Genomic DNA, 26,646 nt, shown 5'->3' with positions numbered 1-26,646 from the left:
CAGATCCGGGTGGTCGGCGTCGACCTTCGTGGAGATGGCCTCCGGGTCCGGGTTGAACGCGAGCCCCCATTGGCGCAGGAAGGCGATGCCGAACGCGATGAAGAGGACACTGCCCACGCCGCTGGCCAGCAGAGTCTTGTGCCGGCGCCGGACCAGCACCTCGGTCACGCATGCCACGTAGGCCAGCGCTGCGGCCGCAAGGAACCACAGCGCCACCGTCCCGTTGAGGGTGGATCCGGCCAGCACCAGCAGGGCCAGCGCCGCGAGGGCGGCTCCGATGGCGGTCTTCCCGCTTCTCCCCATGTGGCGCATGGAATCCATCATCCCCGAGCGGGGCTACTTCAGGACGTAGCCACGCATGCTGGCCATGATCGCGGCGACGCTCTGTTCTCGGGTCCGCTCCGGGTTGTAGGTCTGCCGGTCCAGGCCCACGACGAAGCAGGCGCCGAAGATCGCGGTCTCCAGGCTGCCGCGGGAGATGTCCGGATCGACGGGGTAGCGGGCGGCCACGGCCTCGATCGAGGCCCGGATCACGCCCAGGAGGCGGCCGCGGAGCTCGGCGAAGGTGTCCTGCCACTCGCTGGGGGTGCGCCAGTTCTCACTGACCCAGAGGCGGGCGAAGGAGGGGTAATCGGCCATAAAGTCCATCGCCTGGCCGATCATCGCGTCCATCGCCAGCAGCGGGTCGTCGGCCTCGTCCTTGACGCTGAGCAGCCGCGTCATGAGGATGTCCACGCCGTACCGCAGCAGCTGCGCGATCAGGTCCGACTTGCTGCCGAAGTTGTAGTAGACCGTGCCCTTGGACACCCCCGCGGCGGCGGCGATCTCATCCACCGTCACACCGGCCGCGCCGCGTTCGCCGATCAGCTCCATGGAGGCCTCGAACAGCTTCTGCTTGGTGGCCCCGGTGCGACCGGGCCGGAGCTTCTTGTCCCCGGCCTCGGTGACGTTGCTGGTCATACCGCGATCTCCGGTTTCAGGGTCTTGAGCGTCCAGAACTTGTGTTTGTGGACGGCGACGGCGGACATCGCCAATCCCAGCACAGTGTAGCCAACCAGCCCCAGCATCACGGGCACGATCCCGGCCAGGTCGGCGCCGTAGATCAAGTGGCGCATGCCGCCCACCACGTAGCCCATCGGCAGGACCTGGTGCACCACGTGCAGCGGCTCGGGGGTGGTCTGCCACGGGAACGTGCCGCCGGAGGAGACAAGCTGCAGGACCAGCAAAATCAGGACCACCAGCTTGCCGGGGGTGCCCAGCAGCGCCACGATGCCCTGGATGATGGCGCTGAATGCCATCGCCGCGGCCAGCATCAGCACCCACATCAGCACCGGGTGGACCGGGTTCAGGCCCAGTCCCACGTCCACCACCAGCGTGAGCAGGCTGGCCTGGACGGCCGCGACCGTCAGGAACGGCAGCCAGCCGCCGGCGGCGATCTTCCACGACGGCGCGTTGGAGGCCAGGGCGCGCTGCGTGATCGGGCGCATGGCCTGGACCAGCATGAAGATGCCGATCCACAGGGCCAGGGTCAGGAAGAAGGGCGCGAGCCCTGCACCGTAGGAGCCGGCCTTGGCCTGGGAGACGTTGCTGACGGCTACGGGATCGGCGATGACCTTGGCCAGGCTGTTCTTCTGGGAGTCGTCCGGGTTCGGGACCTGCCCCGCGCCCTTGGCGATTTCCCCGGCCAGGGTGCCGGCGCCGTCGGCCGCCTGGGCGGAGCCGCTGTCCAGCTGCGCAGCGCCGTCGTCGAGCTGTGCCGCGCCCTCGGAGAGCTTGTCCGCTCCGGCCGCGGCGTTCTGTTCCCCGCTGGCCAGGGCGGCGGAGCCGCTGGCGAGCTGGTCGGCGCCGGCGGATGCCTTCCCGACGGCGCCGGTGAGGGCCGGCGTCGCCCCGGCCAGCTTTGCGGCGCCCGCACTGACGGCGGCTGAACCATCGGCAAGCTGCTGGATCTGCCCGGCGGCGCCCTTCAGGGCGGCGGCCGCGCCGGAAGGGGCCCGGGTGTTATGGGCGTCGTAGTCGGCCATCAGCGCGTCGGCCTGGGGCTGGAGCATCAACCCGGAGGCCACCATGCGGGCCGTCGACTCCGCCACCTTGGCGCGCTCGGCCTGGGCGGCGGCCTGGTCGGCGGCGGCCATCTGCCCGGCCAGGCCCTGGACCTTGGCGTTGAGCGCTGCGTTTCCGGCGGCCACCTGGGCGGCACCGTCGGCCAGTTGCCGCGAGTCCTGCGGCAGGGTGGCGGTCTTGTCTTTGAGCTGCCCCAGCCCGGAGGAGAGCTGCCCGGCGCCGCTGTTGAGGGCGTTCGCACCGTCGAGCAGCTTGTGCTGCCCGGCCGCCAGTTCGGCGGCCCCGCTCCGGAGGGATCCGGTGCCCTCGTGCAGGGAGGCCGCGCCGGTGTGCAGCGAGGAGACACCGTCGGCGAGGCTGTGCGCGCCGTCGGAGGCCTTGAGCATCTGCGAGTGGATGGTGCCGAAACCGGTCAGCAGCTTGTTGGCGGTCTCCTCACCCACCTCCTTGGCGACCGTGCTGTGGACCGCCGTCGTCAGCTTATCGACGATGGTGCTGAGCAGGTAGTTGTTCGCGTCGTTGGTGGTGACGTTCAGCATGGCCTGGTTCGCCGCGTCGAAGCTGCCGGGGGAGGCCAGATTGGTCGAGAAGTCGCGGGGAATCTTCAGGGCGAACGCGTACTTGCCGCTGCTGACACCCTCGTCCGCGTCCGCCGAGCTGGAGACCTGCTGCCAGTTGAAATTGTGGGCCTCCAGCAGGCTGTCCGCGACCTTGTGGCCGGCGTCCAGGCGGGAGCCGTCGGCGGTGGTGGCGCCGCTGTCCTCGACCACCAGGGCGGCGTCGATCTGGTTCAGCTTCCCGTACGGGTCCCAGTTGGCGTAGAGGTACACCGCCCCGTAGAGCAGCGGCACCAGGGTCAGGGCCAGGATGGTCAGCTTCGGGAGCAGGCCACCGGTCATGCGCTTGAGTTCGGAGCGGGCCAGCCGCAAGACGGTCATCGGATGTCCTCGGTTTCAACGACGGGTTCGGCGGGGGCCGGCGCTGCGGCGGGGTCCCCGGCGGGGAAAGGTGTCTGGGGGTCTTCGGGTTGTTCGGCACCCTCTGCGGCTTCGACGGCGGGAGCGGCGTTGCCGATCGCGGTGACTGGACCGGTCCAGCCGGCGGGGACGGCGGCGACGGTGGCGACGACGGCGAGCGGCCGGCCGGCGTCGTACGCCAGCTCCTCGAGCCGGGGCAGCCAGTCCGCGGGATCGCCGCTGTGGCGGTCGGGGGAGTCCACCACCAGCAGGTCCGTCCGCGGGTTGGCCAGCGCCAGCGCGGTCAGGAGCTCCAGCCGGCGGTCGGCGGCCAGGTCATCGGCCCAGGCGCCGGCGATGTCCTCGAACCGGTTGACTTTCAGCCATGGCGTGCTGAGCAGCGCGCCGCGGTACCGGCGGGGGACCAGGGCGAGGTCCTCGGTCACCAGGTCGCGGACGCTCAGGTGCGGCTCGGGTTCGTTCACGCCCGGGGCGTCGACGACGGCGGCACGCTGCCGCAGCTGCTTGATCCGGCCGTGGCGGTCCCACTCGACGGTGCCCGCTGAGGGCTTCATCCGCCCGGAGAGGGTCAGGGCCAGGGCGGTGCGCTGGTCCTGGCGGTCGCCCGTGACGAGCAGCAGCTCGCCGCGGGAGGCCTGCAGTGAGGTGGGCGGGAGCAGCGGGACGCGTCGGCCCTTGACGGAGAGCTGGTGAACGCTGAGCACGGAGAGGAGCCTTTCGCAGAAGTTGTCTGCTTCAAGGCTAACTAAACTGACCGGTCAGTTCAAATAGATGTGGGGAACGGAACAGGCCCGGTTCCCCAGGCGGCTACAGCCCGTAACTCTCAAGCAGCCGCAGCCACACCTCACTGACGGTCGGGTAGGAGGGGACGGCGTGCCACAGCCGGTCCAGCGGCACCTCGCCCACGACGGCGATCGTGGCGGCGTGCAGCAGCTCCGCCACGTCCGGCCCGGCGAAGGTGGCTCCCAGGAGGATCCGGCGGTCCTCGTCCACCACCAGCTGTGCCCAGCCCTTGTAATGCTCCGAGTGCAGGGACGAACCCGCCACCTCGATCGGCAGCTCCACCGAGGTCGCCGTGTAGCCGTCCTTCTTCGCCTGCTCCAGGCTGCGACCGACGCTGGCCAGCTCCGGGTCGGTGAAGACCACATTGGGAACGGCATGCTCGTCGGCGGTCTGGGCGTAGCGGCTCCACGGGGCCGGGTCACCGATCAGGGAGCCGTCGGCGCGGGCGGCGATCGCGTCGCCGGTGGCGCGGGCCTCGTACTTGCCCTGGTGGGTCAGCATCACCTTGCCGGCGGCGTCGCCCACGGCGTAAAGCCAGGGTCCGGCGGCGTTGCCCTGCGCGTCGTGCACCAGGCCGGTTGCGTCGGTGCGCAGTGTCAGGTCCTTGCCGTCTTCGGCGGCCAGGCCCACGCTCTCCAGGCCGAGCCCCTCCAATGCGGGGTGGCGGCCGGTGGCCACGAGGAGCTTGTCCACGGTGACGGTGCCGCCGCCGGTCTCCAGGGTGAGGGAGCCGTCGTCGTTGGTGGCGACGCTCTTGGTAGCTGTGTTGACGTGGATCTCGACGCCGTCGGCCCGCAGGCCGGCCTTGACCAGGTCCGCCGCCTCCTGCGGGTAGGTCCCGAGCAGGGCGCCGCGGGCCACCACGGTCACGGAGGAGCCCAGTCGGGCGAAGGCCTGCGCCAGTTCGGTGCCGGCCACGCCGCCGCCCAGGACGCCCAGGCGCTCGGGGATCTCGTGGGCGGAGGTGGCCTCCCGCGTGGTCCAGAAGTCGACGTCGTCCAGGCCCTCGATCGGCGGAATGCTGGGACGGGACCCTGTGGCGATGACGACGGCGCGGGTGGCGGAGAGGGCGTAGCTGTTGCCGTCGAGGCCGGCCACCTCCACCCGGCGCTCGCCGGTAAGCCAGCCGTGGCCGCGGATCAGTTCGATGCCCGTGTTCTCCACCCACTCGACCTGGCTGTCGTCCTGCCAGTTGGAGGTGAAGTAGTCGCGGCGTTTCAGGACGGCGTCGGTGTCCAGGACCCGGGTGACCGCCTCTTCGGCGCCGGGGACGCTCTGGGCTCCGTGCAGTGCGGTGCCCGGCCGCAGCAGGGCCTTCGACGGCATGCAGGCCCAGTAGGAGCACTCGCCGCCCACCAGTTCCGCCTCGATCAGGACCGCGGTGAGGCCGCCCTTGACCACCCGCTCCGCTACGTTCTCGCCCACGGCGCCAGCGCCGATCACGATGACATCGAATTCCCGTTCAATCTGCGCCGTCATGGCAACAGCCTAGCCCCGCGCGGTCCGCGCTACGGTTCCGGACGGGCGCGCCGCGTACCCGGGGCGCCGGTCCGATTCCGCCGCGGATTTCCGGAACCCCGGCGCCCCGTACAGCGCCCGCCCCCGTCCGGAACTCTGCGCCCGTCGCTCAGGCGGCCCGGCAGTCCGAGGGCATAAAAAAATCCGCACCGGCGGACCGGTGCGGATTTTTCTCTGTGCGCCCAAAGGGATTCGAACCCCTGACCTTCTGTTCCGTAGACAGACGCTCTATCCAGCTGAGCTATGGGCGCATCTTCGGCTCTTCGGAGTTTCTCGCTCCCCCGAACCTCGAATTACTTTACGCGAGGTGGGCCGCCAGAACCAAATCGAAGGCGCTGTAATCTCCGCGACTAGACCGGTCTATGTGACCTTGATCACAAATAAACCATCGCTTGGACTTACTATTCCGCGGAATGTCGCGGTTTTTGCTTTTGCCCGGCGCCGTCAAGACGCAATAAGTCCCGAATCTGAATCTACGCCGACCCCTAGCATTTAGGACACACCACTGAACCCGAAGAAGGGAACCGTAATGGGCGATCTGGCGAACATGCCGCTGCTTGAGAAAGCACCCACCACGCATGCCGGTCTACTGGCGTGGGTTGAAGAGGTAGCCGAACTGACCCAGCCGGATCGGATCCACTGGGTTGATGGTTCGGAAGAGGAGAACACGCGGCTCACCGACGAGCTCGTTGCCGCCGGCACCCTGACCCGGCTGAACGAAAAGCTGTTCCCCAACTCCTTCGCGGCGTTCTCCGATCCCGCCGACGTTGCCCGGGTCGAGGAACAGACCTTCATCTGCTCGGAGAACGAGCGCGACGCCGGCTTCACCAATAACTGGATGGAACCGTCGCAGATGAAGGAGAAGCTGCGCGGCCTATTCAGCGGCTCCATGCGCGGCCGCACCATGTACGTCATTCCCTTCGTGATGGGACACCTCGACGCCGAGGATCCCAAGTTCGGCGTCGAGATCACCGACAGCGCCTACGTCGTCGCCTCCATGCGGATCATGGCGACCATCGGCACCAAGGTACTGGACAAGATCACCGCCACCAACGCCTTCTACGTCCCCGCCCTGCACTCCCTGGGCGCGCCGCTGGAAGAGGGCCAGGCCGACGTCGCCTGGCCGTGCAACCCGGAAAAGTGGATCGTGCACTTCCCCGAGGAGCGCTCCATCTGGTCCTACGGCTCCGGCTACGGCGGCAACGCCCTGCTGGGCAAGAAGTGCTACGCCCTGCGCATTGCCTCGGTGATGGCCCGGGACGAGGACTGGCTGGCCGAGCACATGCTCATCCTCAAGCTCACCTCCCCGGAGAAGAAGTCGTACTACGTCTCCGCGGCGTTCCCGTCCGCCTGCGGCAAGACCAACCTCGCCCTCCTCGACCCCACCATCGAGGGCTGGGAGGTCGAGACCCTCGGCGACGACATCACCTGGATGCGGATCGGCAAGGAGGGTGAGCTGCGCGCCACCAACCCGGAGGCCGGCCTCTTCGGCGTCGCCCCCGGGACCGGCTGGGGCACCAATCCGAACGCCATGCGCGCCATCGCCAAGGGCCACAGCATCTTCACCAATGTCGCACTCACCGACGACGGCGGCGTGTGGTGGGAGGGCATGACCGACGAGGTGCCCGCGCACCTGACCGACTGGCAGGGCAACGACTGGACCCCGGACTCCGACAAGCCGGCCGCACACCCGAATTCGCGCTTCTGCACCCCGATCTCCCAGGTCGACATGCTCGCCGAGGAGTACTACAACCCCGAGGGTGTCGAAATCTCCGCGATCCTCTTCGGCGGCCGGCGCAAGACCACGGTGCCGCTGGTGACCGAGGCCCGCGACTGGACCAATGGCATCTTCATGGGGTCTACCCTTTCCTCCGAGACCACGGCGGCCGCCTCCGGCCAGGTGGGCGTGCTGCGCCGCGACCCGATGGCCATGCTGCCGTTCATGGGCTACGACGCCGGTGACTACCTCAAGCACTGGATCAGCGTCTCGGGCAAGGCCAACCCGGAGCGACTGCCGCGCATCTTCCTGGTGAACTGGTTCCGCCGCACCGCCGACGGCGGCTTCGCCTGGCCTGGCTTCGGCGACAACGCCCGTGTCCTCAAGTGGGCCATCGAGCGCATCGAGGGTAAGGCCGACGCCGTCGAGACCCCCATCGGCTACGTCCCCTCCGGCGACGCCCTGGACCTGACCGGCCTGGACCTGACCCACGCCCACGTCGAGGACGCAGTCCGCGTGGACCGTGAGGAATGGGACACCGAGCTGGCCTCGATCGAGGAGTGGTACGGCCGCTTCGGCGACTCGCTGCCCGACGCCCTGCGCGCCGAACTCGACTCGCTCAAGGCCCGGATGGCCTCGCACTCCTAGCCTTACCGCACCACGACGGCGGCGCCGCACCTTGAGAGGTGCGGGGCCGCCGTCTGTTTAACGGTGGGCAGCCGGTACGGCCGGGCCCTAGTTGGCGAGCCAGATATCCGGGCCGAAGACCTCGTAGTGGATCTTCGCGGCGGGGATCCCGGCGTTGATCGCCTCGTTGCGGATGTTCTTCATGAAGGGAAGCGGACCGCACAGGTACAGGGATGCGTCCGCGGGCAGGTCCACCTCGCGCAGGCTCATGAATCCTTCGCGGGCAGGGGTTCCCGCCGCCGGACGTTCGAGCCAGAGCTGCAGTTCGGCGCCGTCGAGGCGTTCGACGTCGTCGGTCATCTGGGAGCGCAGCGCCCAGCTCTCCAGGGTGCTTTCGGCGTGCAGCACCAGCACCCGGCGGTCCGAGCCGGCGGCGGCGAGCGAGCGCAGGATCGAGGCCGACGGCGTGCAGCCGATGCCGGCCGAGGCCAGCACCACCGGGCCGTCGCCCTCCTTGAGGGTGATCTCGCCGTAAGGGTTCGAGATCTCGAGGATGTCGCCGACCTGGACGTGCCCGTGCAGGACGGGGGAGACCTCACCGCCGTCGTCGATCTTGGTGGTGAAGGTGCGGCTGGTCCCGGCGTCGCCGGAGAGGGAGTACTGCCGGACTTGGCGCAGGCCGTCCGGAAGGGTGACCTTGACGCTCACGTACTGGCCGGGCAGCGCGGCCGTGACCGGGGTGCTGTCCGCGGGTTCCAGGACAAAAGTCATGGAGCCGGTGCCGGCGGGGCGCTTGGCTGCCACCCGCCACGGGGTCCACATCTCGTCGTTGGCCTGCGCGGCGTAGAGACCCTTCTCCAGCTTGATTAGCGCGTCGGCCATCAGCCAGTACACCTCAGTCCATGCCTCGGCGATCTCGGGGGTGATGACCTCGGCCAGGTCTTCGGCGATGGCGGCGAAGAGGTGCTCGTAGACCACTTGGTACTGCGGTTCGGTGATGCCGAGGGAAGCATGCCGGTGGGCGATGCGGGAGAGGACGGTCTCCGGCAGGGTGCCCGGGTGGGTCACCAGGTGGCTGGCGAAGGCGGCGATGCTCCCGGCGAGGGCCTGCTGCTGGTTGCCGTTGCGCTGGTTGGACCGGCTGAAGAGGCCGTCGAGGAGATCCGGGTGTGCGCCGAAGAGCCGGGCGTAGAACTTGGGGGTGATGTCTCCGATGCGGGATCCGACCAGCGGCAGGGTGGCCTCGATGACGGGGAAGGACTTGTCCGAGAGCATGTGCTGACTCCTGAGGTAGTGGTCCGGCGTCTTCAGACGGACCCTGTGCGTCGATACTTGCATTTCAAATACAAGTATTTACATGTTCTTTTCTACATCTCGTAGAAGTTCGGTGCAAATCGTGACCGGGCGGCGGGTCATTCGGCGTTTGGGGTGCGGGCGAAGGCCGCCGAGTTCGGGCGACGGGAGCGCGTGAAAAGAGCGGTGGGCGCGGCGCCGGGCGATGCTCCTCGGTGCTCGGGGGCGCGGGGAATGCCGCTTAGAGGTCGGGGCGCAGGCCGATCGAAGCGAAGACGGGGTTCATCTGCCGTTCGGTGGGCAGCGAGGCGATGACGATGTCGTCGAGTTCGCGGTAGAAGGCCTCGCGGGCACGGTGCAGGGCGCCCCGGAGGTGGCATTCGGCGATCAGTGGACAGGTCCCGCCGGGAACCTCGCAGTCGGCGGGGTCCTGACGGGTGTCGAGGGCGCGCAGCAGCTCACCCACGGTGGCGCGGCGGCCGGCGGCGCTGAGCCGGGATCCGCCGTGGCGGCCGCGTTCGACGTCGATCAGCCCCATCACCCGCAGGTTGGCCATGGCCTTGCTGACGTGGTTGTACGGGGTGCCGACGGCATCGGCGACGGCCTGCGTGGTGAGCAGGCCGCCGCCGGGGGCTGCCGCCAGGACCATCATGGCCCGCAGGCTGACGTCGGCGAAGGCGTTGATCCTCATGGTCTGCTGTTGGTCTAGTCCACCCAGACGGTGGGTTCGTTGGAGTCCGCCGCGAGATCCCCGAAGTGGAGGTCTCCGCTGTCGTCGCCCGAGTAGGGCAGGACGGCGGCGAAGACGCTGCCGTCGCGGTGTTCGGCCGCGACGTGGATGGCGTCGGAGTCTTCCTCCACCAGCGTGATGTCGCAGACGATCGCCGCGGCGCGGAACTCGTCCCGGTGCTGGCGGAGGAGTTCCGTCAGGTCGGAGATCATGGCGTCGGCGTCGAAGTCACCGTCCGTGCCGTCGGCGGCGTCGGCCGGTGTGACCGCCACCAGCCGCACCTCGTCGTCGTTCTGGACCACCAGGGCGAAGGGCAGGAATCCGCCGTTGCGCTCAAGCTGCTCCTGGGCCGCGCCGACGCCGGTGCCCAGCAGGTTTTCCAAGTCGGTGGCGCTGGCCTCGGGCACGGAGCTGCGCCAGGAACCGGTGGTCGGGCTGCTCACCCGGTTAGCCCCGGACCACGGACAGCACCCGGTCGCGGATGCGTTCCATGGTTTCCTGGTCTGTGGCCTCGACGTTCAGGCGGAGGAAGGGCTCGGTGTTGGACGGGCGCAGGTTGAACCAGTAGCTGCCGTCGGCGGCGACGAAGGTGCTGCCGTCCAGGTAGTCGATCTCGACATCCTCGGTGTGGAAGTCCTGCCGGACCCGCTCCACGGCGGCGGCCTTGTCCTCGATCTCGGAGTTGATCTCGCCGGAGGACCGGTACGGCTCGTACTCGCGGCCCAGGTCCGAAAGCGGGCCGTCCTGTTCGCCCAGCGCGGCCAGGACGTGCATGGCGGCCAGCATGCCGGTGTCAGCGTTCCAGAAGTCGCGGAAGTAGAAGTGCGCGGAGTGTTCGCCGCCGAAGATGGCGCCCTCCGCGGCCATCACGGCCTTGATGAAGGAATGGCCCACCCGGGTGCGGACGGCGCGGCCGCCGTCGGTGGCGACGAGTTCCGGAACCGCGCGGGAGGTCAGGAGGTTGTGGATGATCGTCGGGTTGTCCTCGCCGTTGGCCTTGGCGCGGGCGATCTCGCGGCGGGCCACCATGCCCGTGACGGCGGAGGGGGAGACCGGCTCGCCCTTCTCGTCGATCACGAAGCAGCGGTCGGCGTCGCCGTCGAACGCCAGGCCGATGTCGGCGCCGTGCTCCACGACGGCGGCCTGCAGGTCGCGCAGGTTTTCCGGTTCCAGCGGGTTGGCCGGGTGGTTCGGGAACGAGCCGTCCAGTTCGAAGTACAGCGGCACGATCTCCAGCGGCAGCTTGGGCAGCAGTGTGTCGCCGAGGACTGCGGGGGTGGTCATGCCTGCCATGCCGTTGCCGGCGTCGACCACGACTTTCAGCGGGCGGGAGCCGCTGAGGTCCACGAGGCTGCGCAGGTACTCGGAGTAGTCCTTGAGGACATCGCGGACGCTGATCAGGCCCCGGGTGCCCTGGGCGGGGATGGTGCCGGCGTTGAGGTATTCCTCGGCGCGGGCCTGGATCTCCTTGAGTCCGGTCTCGGAGGAGATCGGGACGGCGCCGGCCTTCGCCATCTTGATGCCGTTGTACTCGGCGGGGTTGTGGCTGGCGGTGAAGGTGGCGCCGGCGGCGTTGAGCTTGCCGCAGGCGAAGTAGAGCTCGTCGGTGGAGATCAGATCCAGGAGCTGGACGTTGGCCCCGCGGGTGGCGGCGCCGTTGGCGAAGGCCCGGCTGAATTCGGGGGAGGAGGGGCGCATGTCGCCGCCGACCAGGACCGTCTGTCCGCTCAGTTCGAGGACGTCGACGAAGGCGGCGCCAACCGCCTCGACGATCTCGACCGTGATCGAGTCGCCGACGATGCCGCGCACGTCGTAGGCCTTGAAGGAGGCCGAGAGGTCATAGGTCTTGGTCTGTTCGCTAGTCACGGGCACCATCTTACGGTGAAGGGTCCGCCGCGCAGCCGAAACGGGTCCGCTTATGTGGATTTCCCGGGAGACGTTGTCCACATAGGTGCGGGCGGGCTTCGTCGCTGTCGGAGGGGGCTGGGATACTGAAGCAATGGCTACTCCCCAGAACACACCAGTCATGACCCCTGACTCGACGACCCATGAATCTACGACGCGGGCCCAGGAATCCACGACGCGGGCCCAGGCGCAGGACGTGCTGCGCGAGCTCGTCGGAAACCCGGGAGCGGACTTCCACGAGGGGCAGTTCGAGGCCATAGAGGCGTTGGTCGACGGCGGCCGGCGGGCCCTCGTGGTCCAGCGCACCGGCTGGGGCAAGTCCGCGGTGTACTTCGTCGCCTCCCTGCTGCTGCGCCGCCGCGGTGCCGGCCCCACCCTGATCGTGTCGCCGCTGCTGGCCCTCATGCGGGACCAGGTCGCCGCCGCAGCCCGGGCCGGGGTCCGGGCCGTGGCCATCAACTCGGCCAACCAGCTCGAATGGGACACCGTCCGGGAGCAGCTCGCAGCCGATGAGGTGGACGTCCTCCTTGTGTCTCCGGAGCGGCTCACCAACCCCTCCTTCCGCGAGAACCAGCTCCCCGAACTGGTCCGGCGCACCGGGCTCCTGGTGATCGATGAGGCGCACTGCATTTCCGACTGGGGCCACGACTTCCGCCCGGACTACCGCCGCATCGCCGACCTGATCACCCAACTGCCGGACAGCGTTCCCGTCCTGGCCACCACGGCCACCGCCAATTCCCGGGTGGTCCACGACATTGAGGAACAGCTCGGCGAGGGCGTCCTGACCATCCGCGGCGCCCTGGGCCGCGACTCCCTCCGGCTGGGCGTCCTTCGGCTGCCGGACTCCCGCGAGCGGTTGGGCTGGCTGCTGACCCACCTGCGGGACCTGCCCGGCAGCGGCATCATCTACACCCTGACCGTCTCCGCGGCCGAGGACACCGCCCGGCTGCTGGCCGAGGCCGGCCACAACGTGCTCTCCTACACCGGCAGGACCGACCCGGCGGACCGGGAACGGGCGGAGCAGTTGCTCAAGGACAACGAGGTGAAGGCGCTGGTGGCCACCTCGGCCCTCGGGATGGGCTTCGACAAGCCCGACCTCGGCTTCGTGGTGCACCTGGGCGCCCCCTCCTCGCCCGTGGCGTACTACCAGCAGGTGGGCCGTGCGGGCCGTGGCGCCGCGAACGCCGACGTCCTGCTGCTTCCCGGATCGGAGGACCGGGATATCTGGCAGTACTTCGCCACGGCGTCCATGCCTTCGGAGGAGAAGGCCGCGGCGGTGCTGACCGCCCTGGCCGAAGCCGGAACCGCCGTGTCCACCGTCGCCCTGGAAGCACGCGTGGACCTGCGCCGGACGCCGCTGGAACTGCTCCTCAAGGTCCTGGCCGTCGACGGGGCCGTGGAGCGGGTCGGCGGCGGCTGGCGCTCCACCGGCATGCCCTGGGCCTACGACGCCGAACGGTACCGCCGGATCGCCGAGGCCCGCGTGGACGAGCAGGACTCCATGGTGATCTACCAGGACACCGCCGGGTGCCGGATGGAGTACATCACCTCTGTCCTCGACGACGAGACCGCCCACCCCTGCGGGCGGTGCGACAACTGCGCCGGACGGTGGTTCCCGGCCGACATCGCCGCCGACGCAACCCAGACCGCCGATGCCACGCTCAGCCGCGCCGGGATCGTGCTGGAACCCCGTTTGCAGTGGCCCAGCGGGATGGACCGCCTGGGCGTGGCCGTCAAGGGCAAGATCAAGCCCGAGGAGAGCGTGGCCAACGGCCGGGCACTCGCCCGCCTGACCGACCTTGGCTGGGGCGGCGCGCTGCGCGAGACGTTCGCCGCCGGTGCCCCGGACCGTGCCGTGGACCCGGCGATGCTGCGGGCCTGCGTCCAGGTGCTGCGCGAGTGGGGGCAGGGCGATTCCCGGACCCCCGGCTGGAGCGGGGCAGGCCGGCCGGCGGGAATCGTCAGCGTCCCGTCCCGGAGCAAGCCGGAACTGGTTGACTCGCTGGCCCGCGGCATCTCGGAGATCGGCCGCATTCCGTACGTCGGCGCGCTGCAGCTGGCCCACGGCGGACCCACGGGCGGCCGTGGCGGCAACAGCGCGTACCGGCTCGCGGGGGTCTGGGAGCGCCTGGTGGTGGGCCCGGAATTGGAGGCTGCCCTCGCCGGGATTCAGGGCCAGAGCGTGATGCTGATCGATGACCTGGTGGACAGCCGCTGGAGCGTCACTGTGGCGGGCCGGGCCCTGCGCCAGGCCGGCGCGGGAGCCGTGTTGCCTTTGGTGCTGGGCCAGGCCGGCTAGGCACGGGGCACGGCCTGGGCCGGCCAGCCCCCGGGTACGCAAAAGGCCCCGGTCCAGGACCGGGGCCAAACGCGGAGACGGGGGGATTTGAACCCCCGGTGGAGTTGTGCCCCACACTTCATTAGCAGTGAAGCCCATTCGGCCGCTCTGGCACGTCTCCATCCGCTATCACTAGCCCACCAAGGATACGCAGAAGCGGCCATGCAGCGCAAAACGGTTGGCGGGCCGCCGGGTCAGGCGCCGCTGCCCGCCAGCGCCCGCCAGAGGAAGTGCTGGCTGCGGCTCTGCAGCGCCGCGGCCTGCCGGTTGTCCGAGGCGCCGGCGTGGCCGCCCTCGAGCGCCTCGTGGAACCACACGTTCGGGATCCCCATCGCCTGCATGCGCGCCGCCATCTTGCGCGCCTGCACCGGCCCCACCCGGTCGTCCGAGGTGGCGGTCCAGATCAGCGTCTCCGGGTACTCAACCCCGTCCCGTAGCAGGTGGTAGGGCGAGAACGTCCGGATGAACTCCCACTGGCCGGCGTTGTCCGGGTCGCCGTACTCGCCGATCCAGGAGTAGCCGGCCGAGAGTTTGCTGTACCGGCGCATGTCCAGCAGCGGCACACCGCAGGAGACGGCGCCGAAAAGCTCCGGGTACTGGGTGAGCATGTTGCCCACCAGCAGGCCGCCGTTGGAGCCGCCCACGCAGCCCAGCCGCTCCCGCGAGGTCACGCCGCGGGAGATCAGGTCCCTGGCCACCGCGGCGAAGTCCTCGTAGGCGCGGTGCCGGTTTTCCTGCAGGGCGGCGCGGTGCCAGGCGGGCCCGTATTCGCCGCCGCCCCGGATGTTGGCCACCACGTAGACGCCGCCGCGGCTGTGCGGGGCCCCGCCGTCGGCCCCGGCCATCTCCTCGGTCCGGCGTTCCAGCCAGGCACGGCCCACCACGCCGCTGTAGGCGGGGGTGCGGGAGACCTCGAATCCGCCGTAGCCGGAAAGCTGGGTGGGGTTCTGGCCGTCGAGAACCAGGCCGCGCGCCGCGATCTGGAAGTAGGGGACGCGGGTCCCGTCCTGCGAGACGGCGAAGTGCTGCTGCACCTCGTACGCGTCCTCCTCGAAGAACGACGGCGCGGTGCGCACCACCTCGTGGTTGCTGACCACCCCGTCGACGCCGGCGCGGGTGAGCGTGCCGCGGGTGAGGGTGGTGGGCGTGGTGAAGCCGGTAGCCACCAGCCAGAAGTCGTTGCCCCCGGCGGCACCGGCGTCCACGGAACCGTCCGCGCCCTCGACGGAGTCCTCGTCGTCGACGGCGTAGGCGTTCACGTCGTGCAGCGGCGGGCAGGCGTCCAGGACCTTGACCGCCCAGGCCGAGTCGGTGCCGGGCCGCTGCGGGTCCAGCACCCGGATCTCGGAGGACACGTCGCGCAGCAGGTTCAGCAGCAGGAAATCCCGGGTCCAGCTCCAGGACTGCAGCGAGGTGTGCTCATCCGGGGTGAACAGCACGGCCAGGTCGCGGCCGCCGGCCAGGAAGGACTCGAAGTTCACGGCCAGCAGGGAGCCCGCGGGGTAGCTGGTGCCCTCCAGTGTCCAGTCTTTCTGCGGCCGGAACAGCAGCCAGTCCCGGTGCGAGCTGACGTTCACGTCCGCGGGCACATCGATCTCCACCCACTGGCCGTCCACCAGCACCGAGGTGCGGGTCTCGAAGAAGCTGACCCAGTCCACGGCGAAGGTCCGCTCGTAGCCGGGCGTCGAATCGTGCACCACCAGGGCCATCATGTGCTCTTCGGGGATTTCGAACAGCGTCTCGGCGTCGGCCAGGGTCCCGCCGCGGCGCAGCACGACGCCGGTGCTGGCGTAGGAGGACGTGGTCCGCGGCAGCCCCTCGGCGGTGCTGGAGACCAGCAGCGTGTCCTCGTCCAGCCAGGACGCGTTGCCCTTGGCGGTGGGCAGGTCGAAGCCGCCCTCGGCCGGGTCCACGAAGGCGCGGCGTTCGACGTCGAACTCGCGGTAGCGGTTGGCGTCGCCGCCGTCGGGGGAGAGTGCCAGAAGTGCCCGGCGGTGCTCGCCGCCGTCGGCCGGACGGAGGAAGTTGGCTCCGTGGAAGACCCATTCCTGGCTCTCCTCGGCGGCCAGGGCGTCAACGTCCAGCAGGACCTCCCACGCGGGCGATCCCGCCCGGTAGCTGTCCCAGTCGGTACGCCGCCACAGGCCCTTGGGGTTGGTGCCGTCCTTCCAGAAGTTGTAGTACCAGCGGCCGTGCTTGCCGACCATGGCGATCCGGTCGGTGGAGTCCAGGACTTCCAGGATGCGCTCCTGCAGTTCCGCGTACTCTGCGTCCTCCAGCAGTTCCTCGGTGCGGGCGTTCTGCTCGCGGACCCAGGCCAGCTGTTCCTCGCCGTAGATCTCCTCCAGCCAGATGTTCTCGTCAACGGGTTCGGGCGCGGATCCCGGGGCGGCACCGGACACGGGGAATTGCTCAGCAGCAGTGGTGGTCATGGGCCCATCCAAGCAACTGCCTCGCCGGGCAGGCAAGTCAAGCCGCCGGGCCCGATGCCGATACTCTGGATGCCGTGGCAACAACGCAAAGCATCCGGACGGCACTGATCGGCGCCGGTCCCCGGGGCACCAGCGTGCTGGTACGGCTGCTCGCCAACTGGGCCCCCGCGGCCCCCGGCGCCACCCTGCAGATCGACGTCATCGACCCCTACCCGGCCGGCCCGGGGCACGTCTGGCGCCCCGACCAGTCGCGGCTCTACCTGATGAACACCCAGTCGTTCTACCCCACCGTGGTGCCCCAGGACCCCGGCCTTGCGCCCCCGCTGGCCGGCGGGACCTTCGAGCAGTGGCGGCAACGCCAGCGCCAGGACCCCGACGCGGCGCTCAGCGGCGCCGAACGCGAGGAACTCGGCGCCCTTGAGGCCACCGGATTCCCCAGCCGCGCGCTGTATGGGCGTTATCTGCGGCACACCCTCGAGGAGCTGGTCGCTGCGGCGCCCGAAGGCGTCACTGTTACCTTCCACCGGACGTCCGCGACGGCGGTCCGCCCCGTCACAGGTGAGGACGACGCCGGCAGCGGGTTCGACGTCGAGCTCGCGGACGGGACCACGCTGAGGGTCGGGTCGGTGGTGCTGGCCCTGGGCCACCTGGAATCCCGGCTGAACCCCGAACAGCGCGGGCTGCAGGCGGCCGCCGGTGAGCTCGGCCTGACCTACCTTCCGCCGGCCGTCCCGGCCGACGTCGACTGGTCCGCCATCCCGGCCGTGCAGCCGGTGCTGGTGCGCGGCATGGGGCTGAACTTCTTCGACGTGATGGGCCAGCTGACCGAGGGCCGGGGCGGGACGTTCCTGCCCGCGGACGACGGCGCCGGGCTCACCTACCTGCCCTCGGGCCGGGAACCGTTCATCATCGCAGCGTCCCGCCGGGGCACCCCGTACCGGGCCAAGGCCACCCTCTCCGGCTACTACCCGGCCTCGGTCAGCCTCCGGTACCTCACGGAGGAGGCGGTGGGCCGCTTCGCCGCCGCCGGCGTGGTGCCCGCCTTCGACCACGACCTCTGGCCGCTGCTCCACCGCGACGCAGTCTGGGCCTACTACTCCACCCTGGCGCGCTCGCAGCCGGACGCCGTCGGACCCGGCCCGGAACGCTTCCTGGCCCTGCTGGAGGAGGCGCTGCACCCGCACGCGCACTCCACCGCCAGGTGGGAGGACGCCGCTACCGAGGTCATCGAGGCGCACGTGGACCCCGCCTGCCGGCTGGACCTGCTGGGCCTGGCCGCGCCCCTGGCCGGGCGCAGCTTCGCCTCCCGGGCGGAGCTGGACGCTGCGGTGACGGACTACCTGCTCGACGACGCCCGGCGCTCCGTCCGGGGCGAGGACGATCCGGTGAAGATGACGATTGGCGCGTTGCACCACGGACGCGCCGTGTTGAAGTCCGTGGTGGCCGACGGCGGCATCACCGACGAGTCCTGGGTGGCCGGGCTGCGCGGCTGGTTCGAGGCCTTCGTGGAGGGCCTGGCCAGCGGGCCGCCCGCCCTGCGCGCCGAGCAACTCGCGGCGCTGGTCCGCGCCGGTGTGGTCAGCTTTGTCGGCCCCGACCCGAAGTTCGGGGTGGACCGCAAGGCCGGCGTGTTCACGGCCGCCTCCCCGTGGGTGGGCGGCCCGGGAGAGACTCCGGGCTCAGCCACGGGCATCGCGCCGGCGGAAACCCCGGCCCGGGTCGAGGCATCCGTCCTGGTGGAGGCCCTGGCCCCGGCGAACCGGGTGGGCGTCAACGCCTCGCCCCTCCTCGAACAGCTGCTGGCCGACGGCCTGGTCCGGCCGCGCCTGACAATGACCGCCGAGGGCATCCCGCTGCAGAGCACCGGCCTGGACGTCGTCCCGCACCCGTACCGCCCGGTGGCCGCGAACGGTGCCGTGACGGAGGGGATCTACGTCCTCGGGCTGCAGCTCTCCGCCGCGCAGTGGGGCACCGCAATCGCCGCGGAGGCCCGGCAGGCGCAGGGCCCGGTCTACCGCAGCGGGCAGCGGACCCTGCGCGACGCGGACGAGATCGCCAGGGACATCCTCGGCGGCTGAGCCCGGGTCAACCAGAACAGGCCCCCCAACGAGAACAGGCACGCCCCGACCCCGGACCGGCCGGCGGACCCACCGCACTGGTGGTCCTCCGTTCCGGCCGGGGCGGGGCGTGCCCGTTCCCGCCAGTCAGGGCATCAGCCCCGCAGGCACTTCTGGTACTTCACCCAGGCGATGCCGTACTTGACCCAGCCGGCCAGGTCGTACCACTTGGTCGGCGGCACCGGGGCGGTGCAGACCGGTGCCGGCGGGGCGCTGGCCGCCACCTGCACCGCGGTCTTCACCACGGTGCCGGACTCGACGGCGGTGAGCACCAGGGTGCCGGTGCCCGCTGCCGCGGCCGCGGGCACGGCGAGGTTGACCGAGGCTGAGCCGGCCGAAACCGGGACGGTGCCCAGCGCGGTGACCTTCCCGGCGGCGTCGGTGAACTCGGCCCGCAGCGAGGTATTGGCCGGGCTGCCGAGCGAGGTGAGGTCCAGCTTCGAGACCGCCAGGGTGATGGCCCCGCCGCCCTTGACCTCGGCCGCGGTGGTGTTGACCAGGGCCACGGAACGGCGTGCGAAGTCCGGCGAGACGGGGTTGTGGGCCTTCAGGTAGGCGATCCACGCGTCCCGGTCAACCAGCCCGGAGTCCTTCGTGCCGGCGCCGGACGTGAAGATCCGGAAGTTGTCGCCGCCGGTTGCCAGGAAGCTGAAGGTGCCGATCCGGTACGACTTCGCCGGGTCGATCAGCGCACCGTTGACCCGGATCGCGGTGATCCGGTCACCCGCGGCGCGGGCGGCGTCGTAGGTGTAGTTGACGTTCTTGGACAGGCCCAGCTGCTGGTAGGCGCGGCTGGGGACCGTGCCGTCCGGGTTGGTCTGCCACTGCTGCTCCAGCAGCGTCTTGAACTGCGCGCCCGTCAGGGTCGTGGTCCAGAGGTTGTTCACGAACGGCAGGACCGCGTTGGCCTCTGCGTAGGTGATGGTGCCGTCCGGGGCGTAGTACAGCTCGTTGCGCAGGCCGCCCGGGTTCACGACGCCGATCTCGGCGCCGCCCAGCTCGGGGGCCTTCAGTGCGTCCACCAGCGAGTCGGCCACGAGGTTGCCCAGGGTGGACTCGCTGCTGCGGTCATCGCGGACAGCGGGGGAGCCGCCGAATGCCGTGGTGATATCCGCGGTGACCTTGCCGACCGGCTGGTTGCCGATCACGGCGGCGTCCGCGACGGCCTTGTCCACGATGGCCTTGACCGCGGCGACGCGCGGGTAGGCGGCGATCAGGTCAGCCGCCGGATCCGTGCTGCGCTTGACGTTGGCCGCCTTGTAACCGGTGACGGACATGGTCTTGGTGTCGATGGTGAGCTGGATCTGGCCGATGAACTCGCCGTAGTTGCCGGTCTGGACGATCGGGCGGGTCTTGCCGGTTGGCTGTCCCGCTCCGTCCAGGACCGGTGCGTCCCAGGCGTACTGCTTGTGGGTGTGGCCGTTGAAGATCGCGGCCACGTCGGGGCTGACCTTCTGGACCATCGCCGCGAAGGGGCCGCCGGCGGCGACTTCCTGCTCCAGGGTGGCGCCTTCGGGCGCTCCGGACCCGGCGCCGTCGTGGTTTTCGACCACGATCACGTCGGCCAGCTTGTCCGCCTTGATCTTCGCGGCGGCCCGGTTGATCGCCTCGACCGGATCGCCGAACTCGAGGTCCGCGATGCCGGCCGGGGTGACCAGGGCCGGGACTTCCTGGGTGACGGTGCCGATCACGGCCACCTTGACGCCGTTCAGCTCCAGCACGGTGTACTCGGGCAGCACCGGCTCGGTGGTGCCCTTCTTGTAGACGTTGGCACCCAGGTACGGGAACTTGGCGTTCGCGTCGCCGGCGATCACGCGGTCACGCAGGTCGGCCCAGCCGCCGTCGAACTCGTGGTTGCCCACGGCCGAGGTGCGCAGTTCCAGGGTATTGAGAACGTCGATGGTCGGCTGGTCCTTGGCCACCGCGGAGGCGAACAGGGAAGCGCCGATGTTGTCGCCCGCGGAGAGGAACGCGGTGGCGCCGGGGGCGGCGGCAGCGCGGAGCTTCTCGATGGTGCCGGCGAACTGCACGGTGTTGGAGTCGATCCGGCCGTGGAAGTCGTTGATTCCCAGCAGGTTGAGGTCGACGCTGGCCGGGAGGGCCGGGCCGGCCTTCAGGTCCAGGCCCACCACCACGGGGTCGTGGTCGCTGGCGCGGAACTGGTCCGGGGCGTAGTAGTCGGTGACGTTGTTGTTGTAGCGGCTGTACTCCAGCGCCACGGATTCCACCGAGTTGATGTTCCAGATGTCCGCGCCGGTGACGGCCGCGTTGGCCGCCGGGGAGGCGAGGATGTGGTCCAGGGAGCCCACCAGGCCGCCGAAGAGGTAGGAGTGCTTGGCGGAGCCGTCGGCGTTCCGGGCCTTCTCGTCCTGGTTGACGTACCCGGCGCCGGTGAGGACGTTGATCGGGTCCTCCTTGGCGTAGGAGTTGAAGTCGCCGATCAGGAAGACCTTGTCCGTGCCCTTGGACTTCTGCAGCTCGTCGGCGAAAGCCAGCAGGGACTGCGCCTGGGCGGTGCGGGCGACGTTGGAGTTGCCCTGGCCCTTGTCCGTGTCGTCCGGGGTCGCGGCGGAGCCCTTGGACTTGAAGTGGTTGGCGATCGCGATGAACTTCTTGTCATCGGAGGCACCGGCCGGCTTGAAGACCTGGGCCAGCGGCTTGCGGGCGCTGGCGAAGGCCACGGTGTCGTTGAGGATGATGGACTCGCCCACCGGTTCGGCGGCGGCCTTCTTGAAGATGAACGCGGTGCGGATCATGTCCTCATCGGACAGCGGGGGCGCGTTGGCGGGGGTGCGGACGTAGTCCCAGATGCCGGGGGTGGCAACGTTCAGGGCGTCCACCAGGGTGGACAGGGCGGCGTCGCGGCTCTTGCCGAACTGGGCCGAGTTCTCGACCTCCATCAGGGTGACGACGTCGGCGCCGGACTTGGTGATCGCGGCAACGATCTTGTCCTGCTGGCGCTTGAAGTTCTCCGCGTTCGCGGCGCCGCGGACGTTGCAGCCGCCCTGGACGGTGATCGGGTTGCCGGCGCGGTCCTTGTAGAACGTGCAGCCGGCCACCTGGTCCCCGGTGGTGGGGAAGTAGTTCAGCACGTTGAAGGAGGCGAGCTTGAGGCTGCCGCCCACGGCCGCGGGGGCATCGGCGCGGGTGGCGCCGAAGCGGGCCGGCTGGACCGTGGCGGCGTTCGCCGGGGTCAGCTGGGTCAGCGGCTGGAACTTCCAGGCGTTGTTGGCGTAGCCCAGGACCACGTTGGTCGTGAACGTCACGGGGGAGCCGACGCGGACCGGGTCGGCGCCTGTCAGGTAGGGCAGCGGCTGCGCCTTGGCGGCGGCGTCCTTGAGGAAGTTGGTGGTGGCGCCGTCGTCGAGCTTGATGCCGCGCTCCGCGTTGGCCGCCACGGTAGCGGTGTACTCGGCGGAGCCGTAGGGTGCGACGGCGGTGGGCTGCTCGAGCGGGGTGGTGCCCCCGGCCAGGCCGATCTCGCCGTACTGGTTCAGCGAGAAGTTGTCCGCCACCGTGACGGGGCCCTGCGGGGTCAGGAGCATGCCCTCGAGGGATTCGCGGAACGCCTCGCTGGCAGGAAGGCTGAAGCCGGTGGCCTTGACCTCCGGGGCGGCCTCGGCCAGCGCGGCGATCCCGGTGGTGCCGGTGACGTTGAGCTGGGTCATGCCGTAGTACTCGGCGACCTCGCCGGTCACCTCGAGGTAGTCGCCGATCTTCACGGAGGCGACGGCGGCGGGTGCATAGACGAAGATGCCGTCGGAGGCGGTGTGGTTGGCCGGGGTCAGGTCACCGCCGGTACCGGGGGTCTGGAGGTAGAAGCCGGAGATCCCGCCGGTGGGGTAGGCGGCGGTGACCTTGCCCCGGGTGGTGGCGGTGGTGCCGGTAAACGGGCTGGCGGCGCCGGTGCCCTGGATCTCGGCGATGGTGCGGTTCACCGGGGGAGTGCCGGGGGCCGGGTCGACGGGAGCGGCGGTGCCGTTGGCCGCGCCGGGGGTGATGACGGCGTTGAGGCCGAAGTCCATCGCGTTGTTGTTGCTGTCCACACCGTTGGCGCGGTTGAGGCTGCGGACATCGCCGGTGCCCGACGGGGCGGCCGCGGCCTGGGTCTCGAAGGTGTTCGAGCTGCCGTAGCCGAGGATGTCCGCGACGCTGGCGGGCTCGATAACCGAGCCGGTGCCCAGCGGATTCAGGGCCGCCGGCTGCTTGGCAAGGATGATGGTGCCGCCGCCGACGGCCGGGTTGAACCCGGTGGCCGTGGCGTCCGCCGCGGGCAGGTCCTGGCCGGTGGCGCCGTTGCTTCCGGCCTTGAGCAGGTAAAACCCCTTGGCCGCGATGGTGCCGGTGAGCGGCGCCGTCGAGCTGGGCGCCCCGGTGCCGGTCGCGGAGCGGTACTGGATGGACCAGCCCTCCAGGGATACGGGTGCGTCAGAGGAGTTGTACAGCTCCACGAACTTGTTCTTGAAGGCGGCTCCGGCGCTGCCGCCGCTGAGGTACGCCTCGTTGATGGTCACCGGCGATGTTCCGGCGGCTGCCGGCGAGACCTCCAGTGCTGCGGCCGGAACGGCTGTCAGCGGGGCGGCGATGAGCCCCGCTGACAGCGCGGTGCCCAGCGCTGTCTTCCATGGTGTGATTTTCATTCGCTCTGACTCTCATGAAGGTGCCCGGGTAAGGGCTGGGTGCGATGTCCGGGGTTGTGGCCCCGCGGACGGGCCGGGCTGCTCCTGGTCAAGCAGGTCCCGGCACAGCAAAACAGGGGTGAATGAACACGGAGTGAATGACGTGAACACTCGGCGGGGCGTTCCCCAGCGAAACGCCCAGCAGCCGGCGCGGAAACCCCACCAAAGGGTGTCTCCGGCGACGGGTGGTGGTTGGTACTACGGTGCGTCCCGGCCTTTCCCCTGGCCCGGACACCCCAAAAGAGTACCGACCACGTTCCGCTGAATCAGCGGGTGGCCGGTGCTGGTTAACGCAATTTTTCCAAAAGATTTACTTAGGGTTGGGGCGCCGGGGCGCGCCGGAAGGCCGGCGCTCGCCGTGTTGCGGCCCGGGGTCCCGGGCGGTCAGTGCTGGTTGGGGGTTCGGGCGGTCAGTGCTGGTGAGGGGGAGGTCAGTGCCGGCCGGAATTCAGGCGGGCGATCGCGGCGGACAGGACCGTGGCGAAGCCGCACCAGAGCGGGTAAGGGACCAGGGCGACGCCGGCGGTGCGGTTGAGCGCGTAAGTGCGTCGGGCGAGGTCCGCGCTGCTGAGCGCCAGTACCCCGGCCTCGGCCGCGGCCAGCCAAGGCTTCCGGGAGCGCCAGAAGAGCCAGCTCCACCCGGCGTTCAGTGCGAGGTTGGCGGCCAGGGCGGCGCGGTAGGCGCGGATTGCCTTTTGCCGCTCCACGGCTGTGGGTGCGCCGGACGTCCGGGCCGCGCCCGCCGTGGCCTCGTTGCCGTGCGCGCCGGCCGGGCCGTCGCTGTCGAGGGCGACGGCGGAGGTCACCGCGATGTCGGCGTAGAGCGCGGTCCAGACGAGCGGGAACGCCAGGGTGGGAGGCTGCCACTCGGGCTTCCGGAGCGTCGTGTACCAGCGGCTTTCCGGGTCCGTGGCCAGCCCGCCCAGGGCGGCAGTTGCGGCGGTGGCGGCGGCGGTCCACACCAGGGTGAGCGCTTTCATTGCGGTTCCTCGTTCCGTTGCTGGCGGCGTGGGACCAGACTAACGCCGCCGCGACGACGGTCAAAGGGAGGGCGCGGGACGACCGGCGTGGCCCCGGCCGGCTCTCCCGCAGCTCCGGGCGGTACCGCCGTCGGGAGCTCAAAGATCCGTTTTAAACCCTTGGGCTGGGCGGTCCATTTTGTTATGGTGTGAGAGGTCAGGCAGGCGGCCACTACCCAATGACGGGAGGCCCTGCCTGATGTGCCACTATCTACCGCGGGGCGCCGTCGTCGGCCCCGCCATCGCCGGCGTCGGGTGCCGGCACGGCCCCTGAACCCCTCACTGGAATTCCCCGGACCTGCCGTGCCGCCCGCCCTGAATCGGGCGTGTTTCGGATATGGGTGCGCCCCGATGCTATTGGGGGATGCATCGGGGCGCTGGTCGAAAGCATATCCCGGGGTGCATTGCAAGTCAAATGCCCCGCGGAGGTCCGGTGGAGGAGAGCGGAGTGTGGCCCGCAGTTATTGGGGGCGGGCCACACACCCTCCCCGGGCAGGCTGTCGCGCCGGCTGCGCATTGCGGATTCGCGGCATGCGACGAGAAGGAGGAAGGCTATGACCGAAACTCCCGGCCCCGCCTATGCCAGCGGGGTGAACGCCTCGATTCTGCCGGCCGGAACCTTTGTGATGGACGGGGCCACCCGGTGCATGGCCTGGTCCGATGAGCTGTACGCCATCCACGGCTACAAGCGCGGCGAGGTTGTGCCCACCTTGGCCCTGACCTTGGCACACAAGCACCCGGGGGACCTGCCCCGGATCGAGGCGATCAGCGCCGAACTCTTCGCGCACGGCGGCCACGTGGCCATCTACCACCGCATCATCGACGCCCGATCCCACGAACACCGGGTCCTGACGGCCGGGGAGGCCGTGCTCGACGACGCCGGACGGCTGGCCAGCGTCTCGGGCGTCATGCTGGACCTCACGTCCACCATCCAGTGGGAGACCGAACTTACCGCGCGCGACGCCGTGCGCCGCGCCATGGCGACCAGGGGGACCATCGCCAAGGCGGAGGGAATCCTGATGGGCCGGCTGGGCGTCGGTTCCGACGAGGCGTTCAGGCTGCTCACGTCCTTCAGCAACAACCGGAACGTCAAACTTGCCGGGGTTGCCCAGGCGCTGGTGGCCCTGGCGGACAATTCGGCCGAGGCGCCGGCGCTCGGGGCGATGATCGACGAGCTCAGGCGGCGGGCGTCGGCTCCTGTGGCGAGAGGCGGGCGGCCAGGCCCGACAGCAGGATCGTGAGGCCCTCGTCCAGTTCCGCCTTGCCGTCGTAGTCGATCAGCACGTCAGCCAGGGCCCGGAGGTGGGTGAACTCCCGCGCCGGAAGCTGGTGAAGGCCCAGCCGTAGCAGCGCCTCACTTTCCTCCGGATCCACCACGAACTCCTGCAGCTCGTTGAGGATGTGGCCGTAGAGGTAGCCGTAATATGCGCGGTAGACGTGCAGGGCATCGCTCGCGGCAAAACCGGCCCTCACCAGCAGGGACAGGATCAATTCCAGCGGCCGGAGCGTGCCCGGCGGGCGAAGACCCAGCGGGGTGGACAGCGGCCGGGTCACCAGCAGGGGCACCACATTGGGGTGGCGCAGTGCCACCTCGCGGAGGCTGTGGGCGATGCGCCGGAGGTGGAGCTGCCAGTCCTCCGTCTCGGGAAACACATCCAGTTCGTCGAACACCAGCTCCGTCACGCCGTCCAGCAGGGCCGCGCGGTTCTCCGCGTAGCGGTAGAGGCCCATGGGGTCGCGGCCCAGCGCCTGGCCCAGGCGCCGCATGGTGAGCGCGTCCAGCCCCTCCTCGTCGACCAGCCGGAGGGCTGCGGTGAGGACCAGTTCCCGGCTCAGCCGCGGCTTGGCGGCGGCGGACGACGGCGGGGCGGGGTTTTCCGCGGGAGTCATGGCGATCCGTTCGGTGGGCCGGGAAGCCGGGGTCCATGCTGGTCCCCGGTGCTGTACCCGGCAAGCTTGCTTCGACCCCAGTCTACGCGTACCGTCTACAGTGTAGAGAGGTTGACGCCTTTCACCCGGGCGCCCCGTGCACGGCGGCCCGGTTCAGCCGCTGCAGCCCTCGGCGGCACCACAGCACCCCAGCGGAAATGAGCCAACAATGGCAGATTCGCAGTTTGACCAGTTCCTCCTCGAAGCAACCACTTCTGACAACGCCGCAACGGTCGGCATTGGCCGCGACTGCCTGTACGGCGTCTACACCAGCTGGTGCTTCCTGACCCAGTCCGTTCCGAAGCCCGAAGACGCCTTCTGGGCCGCGATGAAACAAAAACGCATCCGTCCCGGCCGAACGCCGCTCCGCATCAAGGGTCCGGCGGCCGCGGATTACATCATGTCCACCTATCCCGGGATGATCTAGGCATCAGCAGCCGATCGACCGCCGCCGGTAGATACAGAGCATCAGAAAAGAGGGCCGCGGGTCCGGCCGAATGGCCGCGGGTCCGGCCATT

At 69.9% G+C, this 26,646-nt stretch carries 17 protein-coding genes and 2 tRNA genes; 5 read left to right on the top strand and 14 right to left on the bottom strand.

Features of this window, described 5'->3' with window-relative positions; translation table 11 throughout:
• Window positions 1-336: 336 nt before the first annotated feature.
• From AB0305_RS14855 to AB0305_RS14835, 5 genes are all read right to left on the bottom strand, one after another.
• A complete protein-coding gene (locus AB0305_RS14855; protein ID WP_364136576.1) occupies window positions 337-960 on the bottom strand; it encodes a TetR/AcrR family transcriptional regulator in 624 nt (207 codons plus the stop codon).
• The gene (locus AB0305_RS14850) at window positions 957-3,002 is read right to left on the bottom strand and encodes a YhgE/Pip domain-containing protein (protein WP_364136578.1); all 2,046 of its coding nucleotides are present in this window, start codon (window positions 3,000-3,002) and stop codon (window positions 957-959) included. Before AB0305_RS14850 ends, AB0305_RS14855 begins: the two co-directional genes overlap by 4 nt.
• Window positions 2,999-3,745, bottom strand: coding sequence for an ABC transporter ATP-binding protein (locus tag AB0305_RS14845; protein WP_364136580.1), 747 nt, complete (start codon window positions 3,743-3,745; stop codon window positions 2,999-3,001). The genes AB0305_RS14850 and AB0305_RS14845 overlap by 4 nt, the downstream gene beginning before the upstream one ends.
• 103 nt (window positions 3,746-3,848) lie before the next feature.
• The gene (locus AB0305_RS14840) at window positions 3,849-5,303 is read right to left on the bottom strand and encodes an NAD(P)/FAD-dependent oxidoreductase (RefSeq protein WP_364136582.1); all 1,455 of its coding nucleotides are present in this window, start codon (window positions 5,301-5,303) and stop codon (window positions 3,849-3,851) included.
• Between the two features lie 216 nt (window positions 5,304-5,519).
• Window positions 5,520-5,593, bottom strand: a tRNA-Arg gene (locus AB0305_RS14835).
• A 278-nt stretch (window positions 5,594-5,871) separates the two neighbouring features.
• On the opposite strand from AB0305_RS14835, the gene AB0305_RS14830 reads away from it, so the two are divergent.
• The gene (locus AB0305_RS14830) at window positions 5,872-7,707 is read left to right on the top strand and encodes a phosphoenolpyruvate carboxykinase (GTP) (RefSeq protein WP_364136584.1); all 1,836 of its coding nucleotides are present in this window, start codon (window positions 5,872-5,874) and stop codon (window positions 7,705-7,707) included.
• An 87-nt stretch (window positions 7,708-7,794) separates the two neighbouring features.
• On the opposite strand, the gene AB0305_RS14825 is transcribed toward AB0305_RS14830, so the two are convergent.
• The 4 genes from AB0305_RS14825 to AB0305_RS14810 form a co-directional block, all read right to left on the bottom strand.
• Window positions 7,795-8,961 carry a globin domain-containing protein gene (locus tag AB0305_RS14825; protein ID WP_364136586.1) on the bottom strand — a complete coding sequence of 389 codons (1,167 nt, stop codon included), beginning with the start codon at window positions 8,959-8,961 and terminating at the stop codon, window positions 7,795-7,797.
• Window positions 8,962-9,220: 259 nt separating this feature from the next.
• Window positions 9,221-9,670, bottom strand: coding sequence for an Rrf2 family transcriptional regulator (locus tag AB0305_RS14820; RefSeq protein WP_364136588.1), 450 nt, complete (start codon window positions 9,668-9,670; stop codon window positions 9,221-9,223).
• Between the two features lie 14 nt (window positions 9,671-9,684).
• Window positions 9,685-10,152, bottom strand: a complete 468-nt coding sequence (locus tag AB0305_RS14815) for a hypothetical protein (RefSeq protein WP_364136590.1) — start codon at window positions 10,150-10,152, stop codon at window positions 9,685-9,687.
• A gap of 4 nt (window positions 10,153-10,156) precedes the next feature.
• A complete protein-coding gene (locus AB0305_RS14810; protein ID WP_364136592.1) occupies window positions 10,157-11,575 on the bottom strand; it encodes a phosphomannomutase/phosphoglucomutase in 1,419 nt (472 codons plus the stop codon).
• 160 nt (window positions 11,576-11,735) lie between these two features.
• On the opposite strand from AB0305_RS14810, the gene AB0305_RS14805 reads away from it, so the two are divergent.
• Entirely contained in the window at window positions 11,736-13,913 is a 2,178-nt protein-coding gene (locus tag AB0305_RS14805; RefSeq protein ID WP_364136699.1) for a RecQ family ATP-dependent DNA helicase, read from the top strand.
• Between the two features lie 72 nt (window positions 13,914-13,985).
• On the opposite strand, the gene AB0305_RS14800 is transcribed toward AB0305_RS14805, so the two are convergent.
• Together AB0305_RS14800 and AB0305_RS14795 are read right to left on the bottom strand one after the other, a co-directional pair.
• Window positions 13,986-14,073: transfer RNA gene (locus AB0305_RS14800), tRNA-Ser, on the bottom strand.
• Between the two features lie 73 nt (window positions 14,074-14,146).
• Window positions 14,147-16,384, bottom strand: coding sequence for a prolyl oligopeptidase family serine peptidase (locus AB0305_RS14795; RefSeq protein WP_364136594.1), 2,238 nt, complete (start codon window positions 16,382-16,384; stop codon window positions 14,147-14,149).
• Between the two features lie 74 nt (window positions 16,385-16,458).
• Here AB0305_RS14795 and AB0305_RS14790 point away from each other — a divergent pair, with 74 nt between their 5' ends.
• Entirely contained in the window at window positions 16,459-18,462 is a 2,004-nt protein-coding gene (locus tag AB0305_RS14790; RefSeq protein WP_366173275.1) for an FAD/NAD(P)-binding protein, read from the top strand.
• 134 nt (window positions 18,463-18,596) lie between these two features.
• Here AB0305_RS14790 and AB0305_RS14785 read toward each other — a convergent pair whose 3' ends face one another.
• Together AB0305_RS14785 and AB0305_RS14780 are read right to left on the bottom strand one after the other, a co-directional pair.
• Window positions 18,597-23,141: an ExeM/NucH family extracellular endonuclease gene (locus AB0305_RS14785; protein WP_364136598.1), complete on the bottom strand. Its 4,545-nt coding sequence runs from the start codon at window positions 23,139-23,141 to the stop codon at window positions 18,597-18,599.
• Window positions 23,142-23,611: 470 nt separating this feature from the next.
• Window positions 23,612-24,160 carry a TspO/MBR family protein gene (locus AB0305_RS14780; protein WP_364136600.1) on the bottom strand — a complete coding sequence of 183 codons (549 nt, stop codon included), beginning with the start codon at window positions 24,158-24,160 and terminating at the stop codon, window positions 23,612-23,614.
• Window positions 24,161-24,753: 593 nt separating this feature from the next.
• On the opposite strand from AB0305_RS14780, the gene AB0305_RS14775 reads away from it, so the two are divergent.
• Complete coding sequence (locus AB0305_RS14775) at window positions 24,754-25,440, top strand: PAS and ANTAR domain-containing protein (protein WP_290256523.1); 687 nt, start codon at window positions 24,754-24,756, stop codon at window positions 25,438-25,440.
• On the opposite strand, the gene AB0305_RS14770 is transcribed toward AB0305_RS14775, so the two are convergent.
• Window positions 25,376-26,089, bottom strand: coding sequence for a TetR/AcrR family transcriptional regulator C-terminal domain-containing protein (locus AB0305_RS14770; protein ID WP_364136602.1), 714 nt, complete (start codon window positions 26,087-26,089; stop codon window positions 25,376-25,378). The two genes, AB0305_RS14775 and AB0305_RS14770, sit on opposite strands and share 65 nt — an antisense overlap.
• Window positions 26,090-26,297: 208 nt before the next feature.
• On the opposite strand from AB0305_RS14770, the gene AB0305_RS14765 reads away from it, so the two are divergent.
• Window positions 26,298-26,555: a hypothetical protein gene (locus AB0305_RS14765; protein ID WP_364136604.1), complete on the top strand. Its 258-nt coding sequence runs from the start codon at window positions 26,298-26,300 to the stop codon at window positions 26,553-26,555.
• Window positions 26,556-26,646: the final 91 nt, after the last annotated feature.

Source organism: Arthrobacter sp. NPDC080086 (assembly GCF_040702285.1).
The sequence above is the reverse complement of the archived record's forward strand: the minus strand, read 5'-3'. Positions and strand labels throughout refer to the sequence as shown.

Bases quoted from the DNA above. Each gene is read 5' to 3' on its own strand.
- AB0305_RS14785 (WP_364136598.1), bottom strand. From the start codon at position 23,141: ATGAAAATCACACCATGGAAGACAGCGCTGGGCACCGCGCTGTCAGCG.
- AB0305_RS14820 (WP_364136588.1), bottom strand. From the start codon at position 9,670: ATGAGGATCAACGCCTTCGCCGACGTCAGCCTGCGGGCCATGATGGTC.
- AB0305_RS14765 (WP_364136604.1), top strand. From the start codon at position 26,298: ATGGCAGATTCGCAGTTTGACCAGTTCCTCCTCGAAGCAACCACTTCT.
- AB0305_RS14830 (WP_364136584.1), top strand. From the start codon at position 5,872: ATGGGCGATCTGGCGAACATGCCGCTGCTTGAGAAAGCACCCACCACG.
- AB0305_RS14775 (WP_290256523.1), top strand. From the start codon at position 24,754: ATGACCGAAACTCCCGGCCCCGCCTATGCCAGCGGGGTGAACGCCTCG.
- AB0305_RS14770 (WP_364136602.1), bottom strand. From the start codon at position 26,089: ATGACTCCCGCGGAAAACCCCGCCCCGCCGTCGTCCGCCGCCGCCAAG.
- AB0305_RS14805 (WP_364136699.1), top strand. From the start codon at position 11,736: ATGACCCCTGACTCGACGACCCATGAATCTACGACGCGGGCCCAGGAA.
- AB0305_RS14780 (WP_364136600.1), bottom strand. From the start codon at position 24,160: ATGAAAGCGCTCACCCTGGTGTGGACCGCCGCCGCCACCGCCGCAACT.
- AB0305_RS14850 (WP_364136578.1), bottom strand. From the start codon at position 3,002: ATGACCGTCTTGCGGCTGGCCCGCTCCGAACTCAAGCGCATGACCGGT.
- AB0305_RS14795 (WP_364136594.1), bottom strand. From the start codon at position 16,384: ATGACCACCACTGCTGCTGAGCAATTCCCCGTGTCCGGTGCCGCCCCG.
- AB0305_RS14840 (WP_364136582.1), bottom strand. From the start codon at position 5,303: ATGACGGCGCAGATTGAACGGGAATTCGATGTCATCGTGATCGGCGCT.
- AB0305_RS14855 (WP_364136576.1), bottom strand. From the start codon at position 960: ATGACCAGCAACGTCACCGAGGCCGGGGACAAGAAGCTCCGGCCCGGT.
- AB0305_RS14825 (WP_364136586.1), bottom strand. From the start codon at position 8,961: ATGCTCTCGGACAAGTCCTTCCCCGTCATCGAGGCCACCCTGCCGCTG.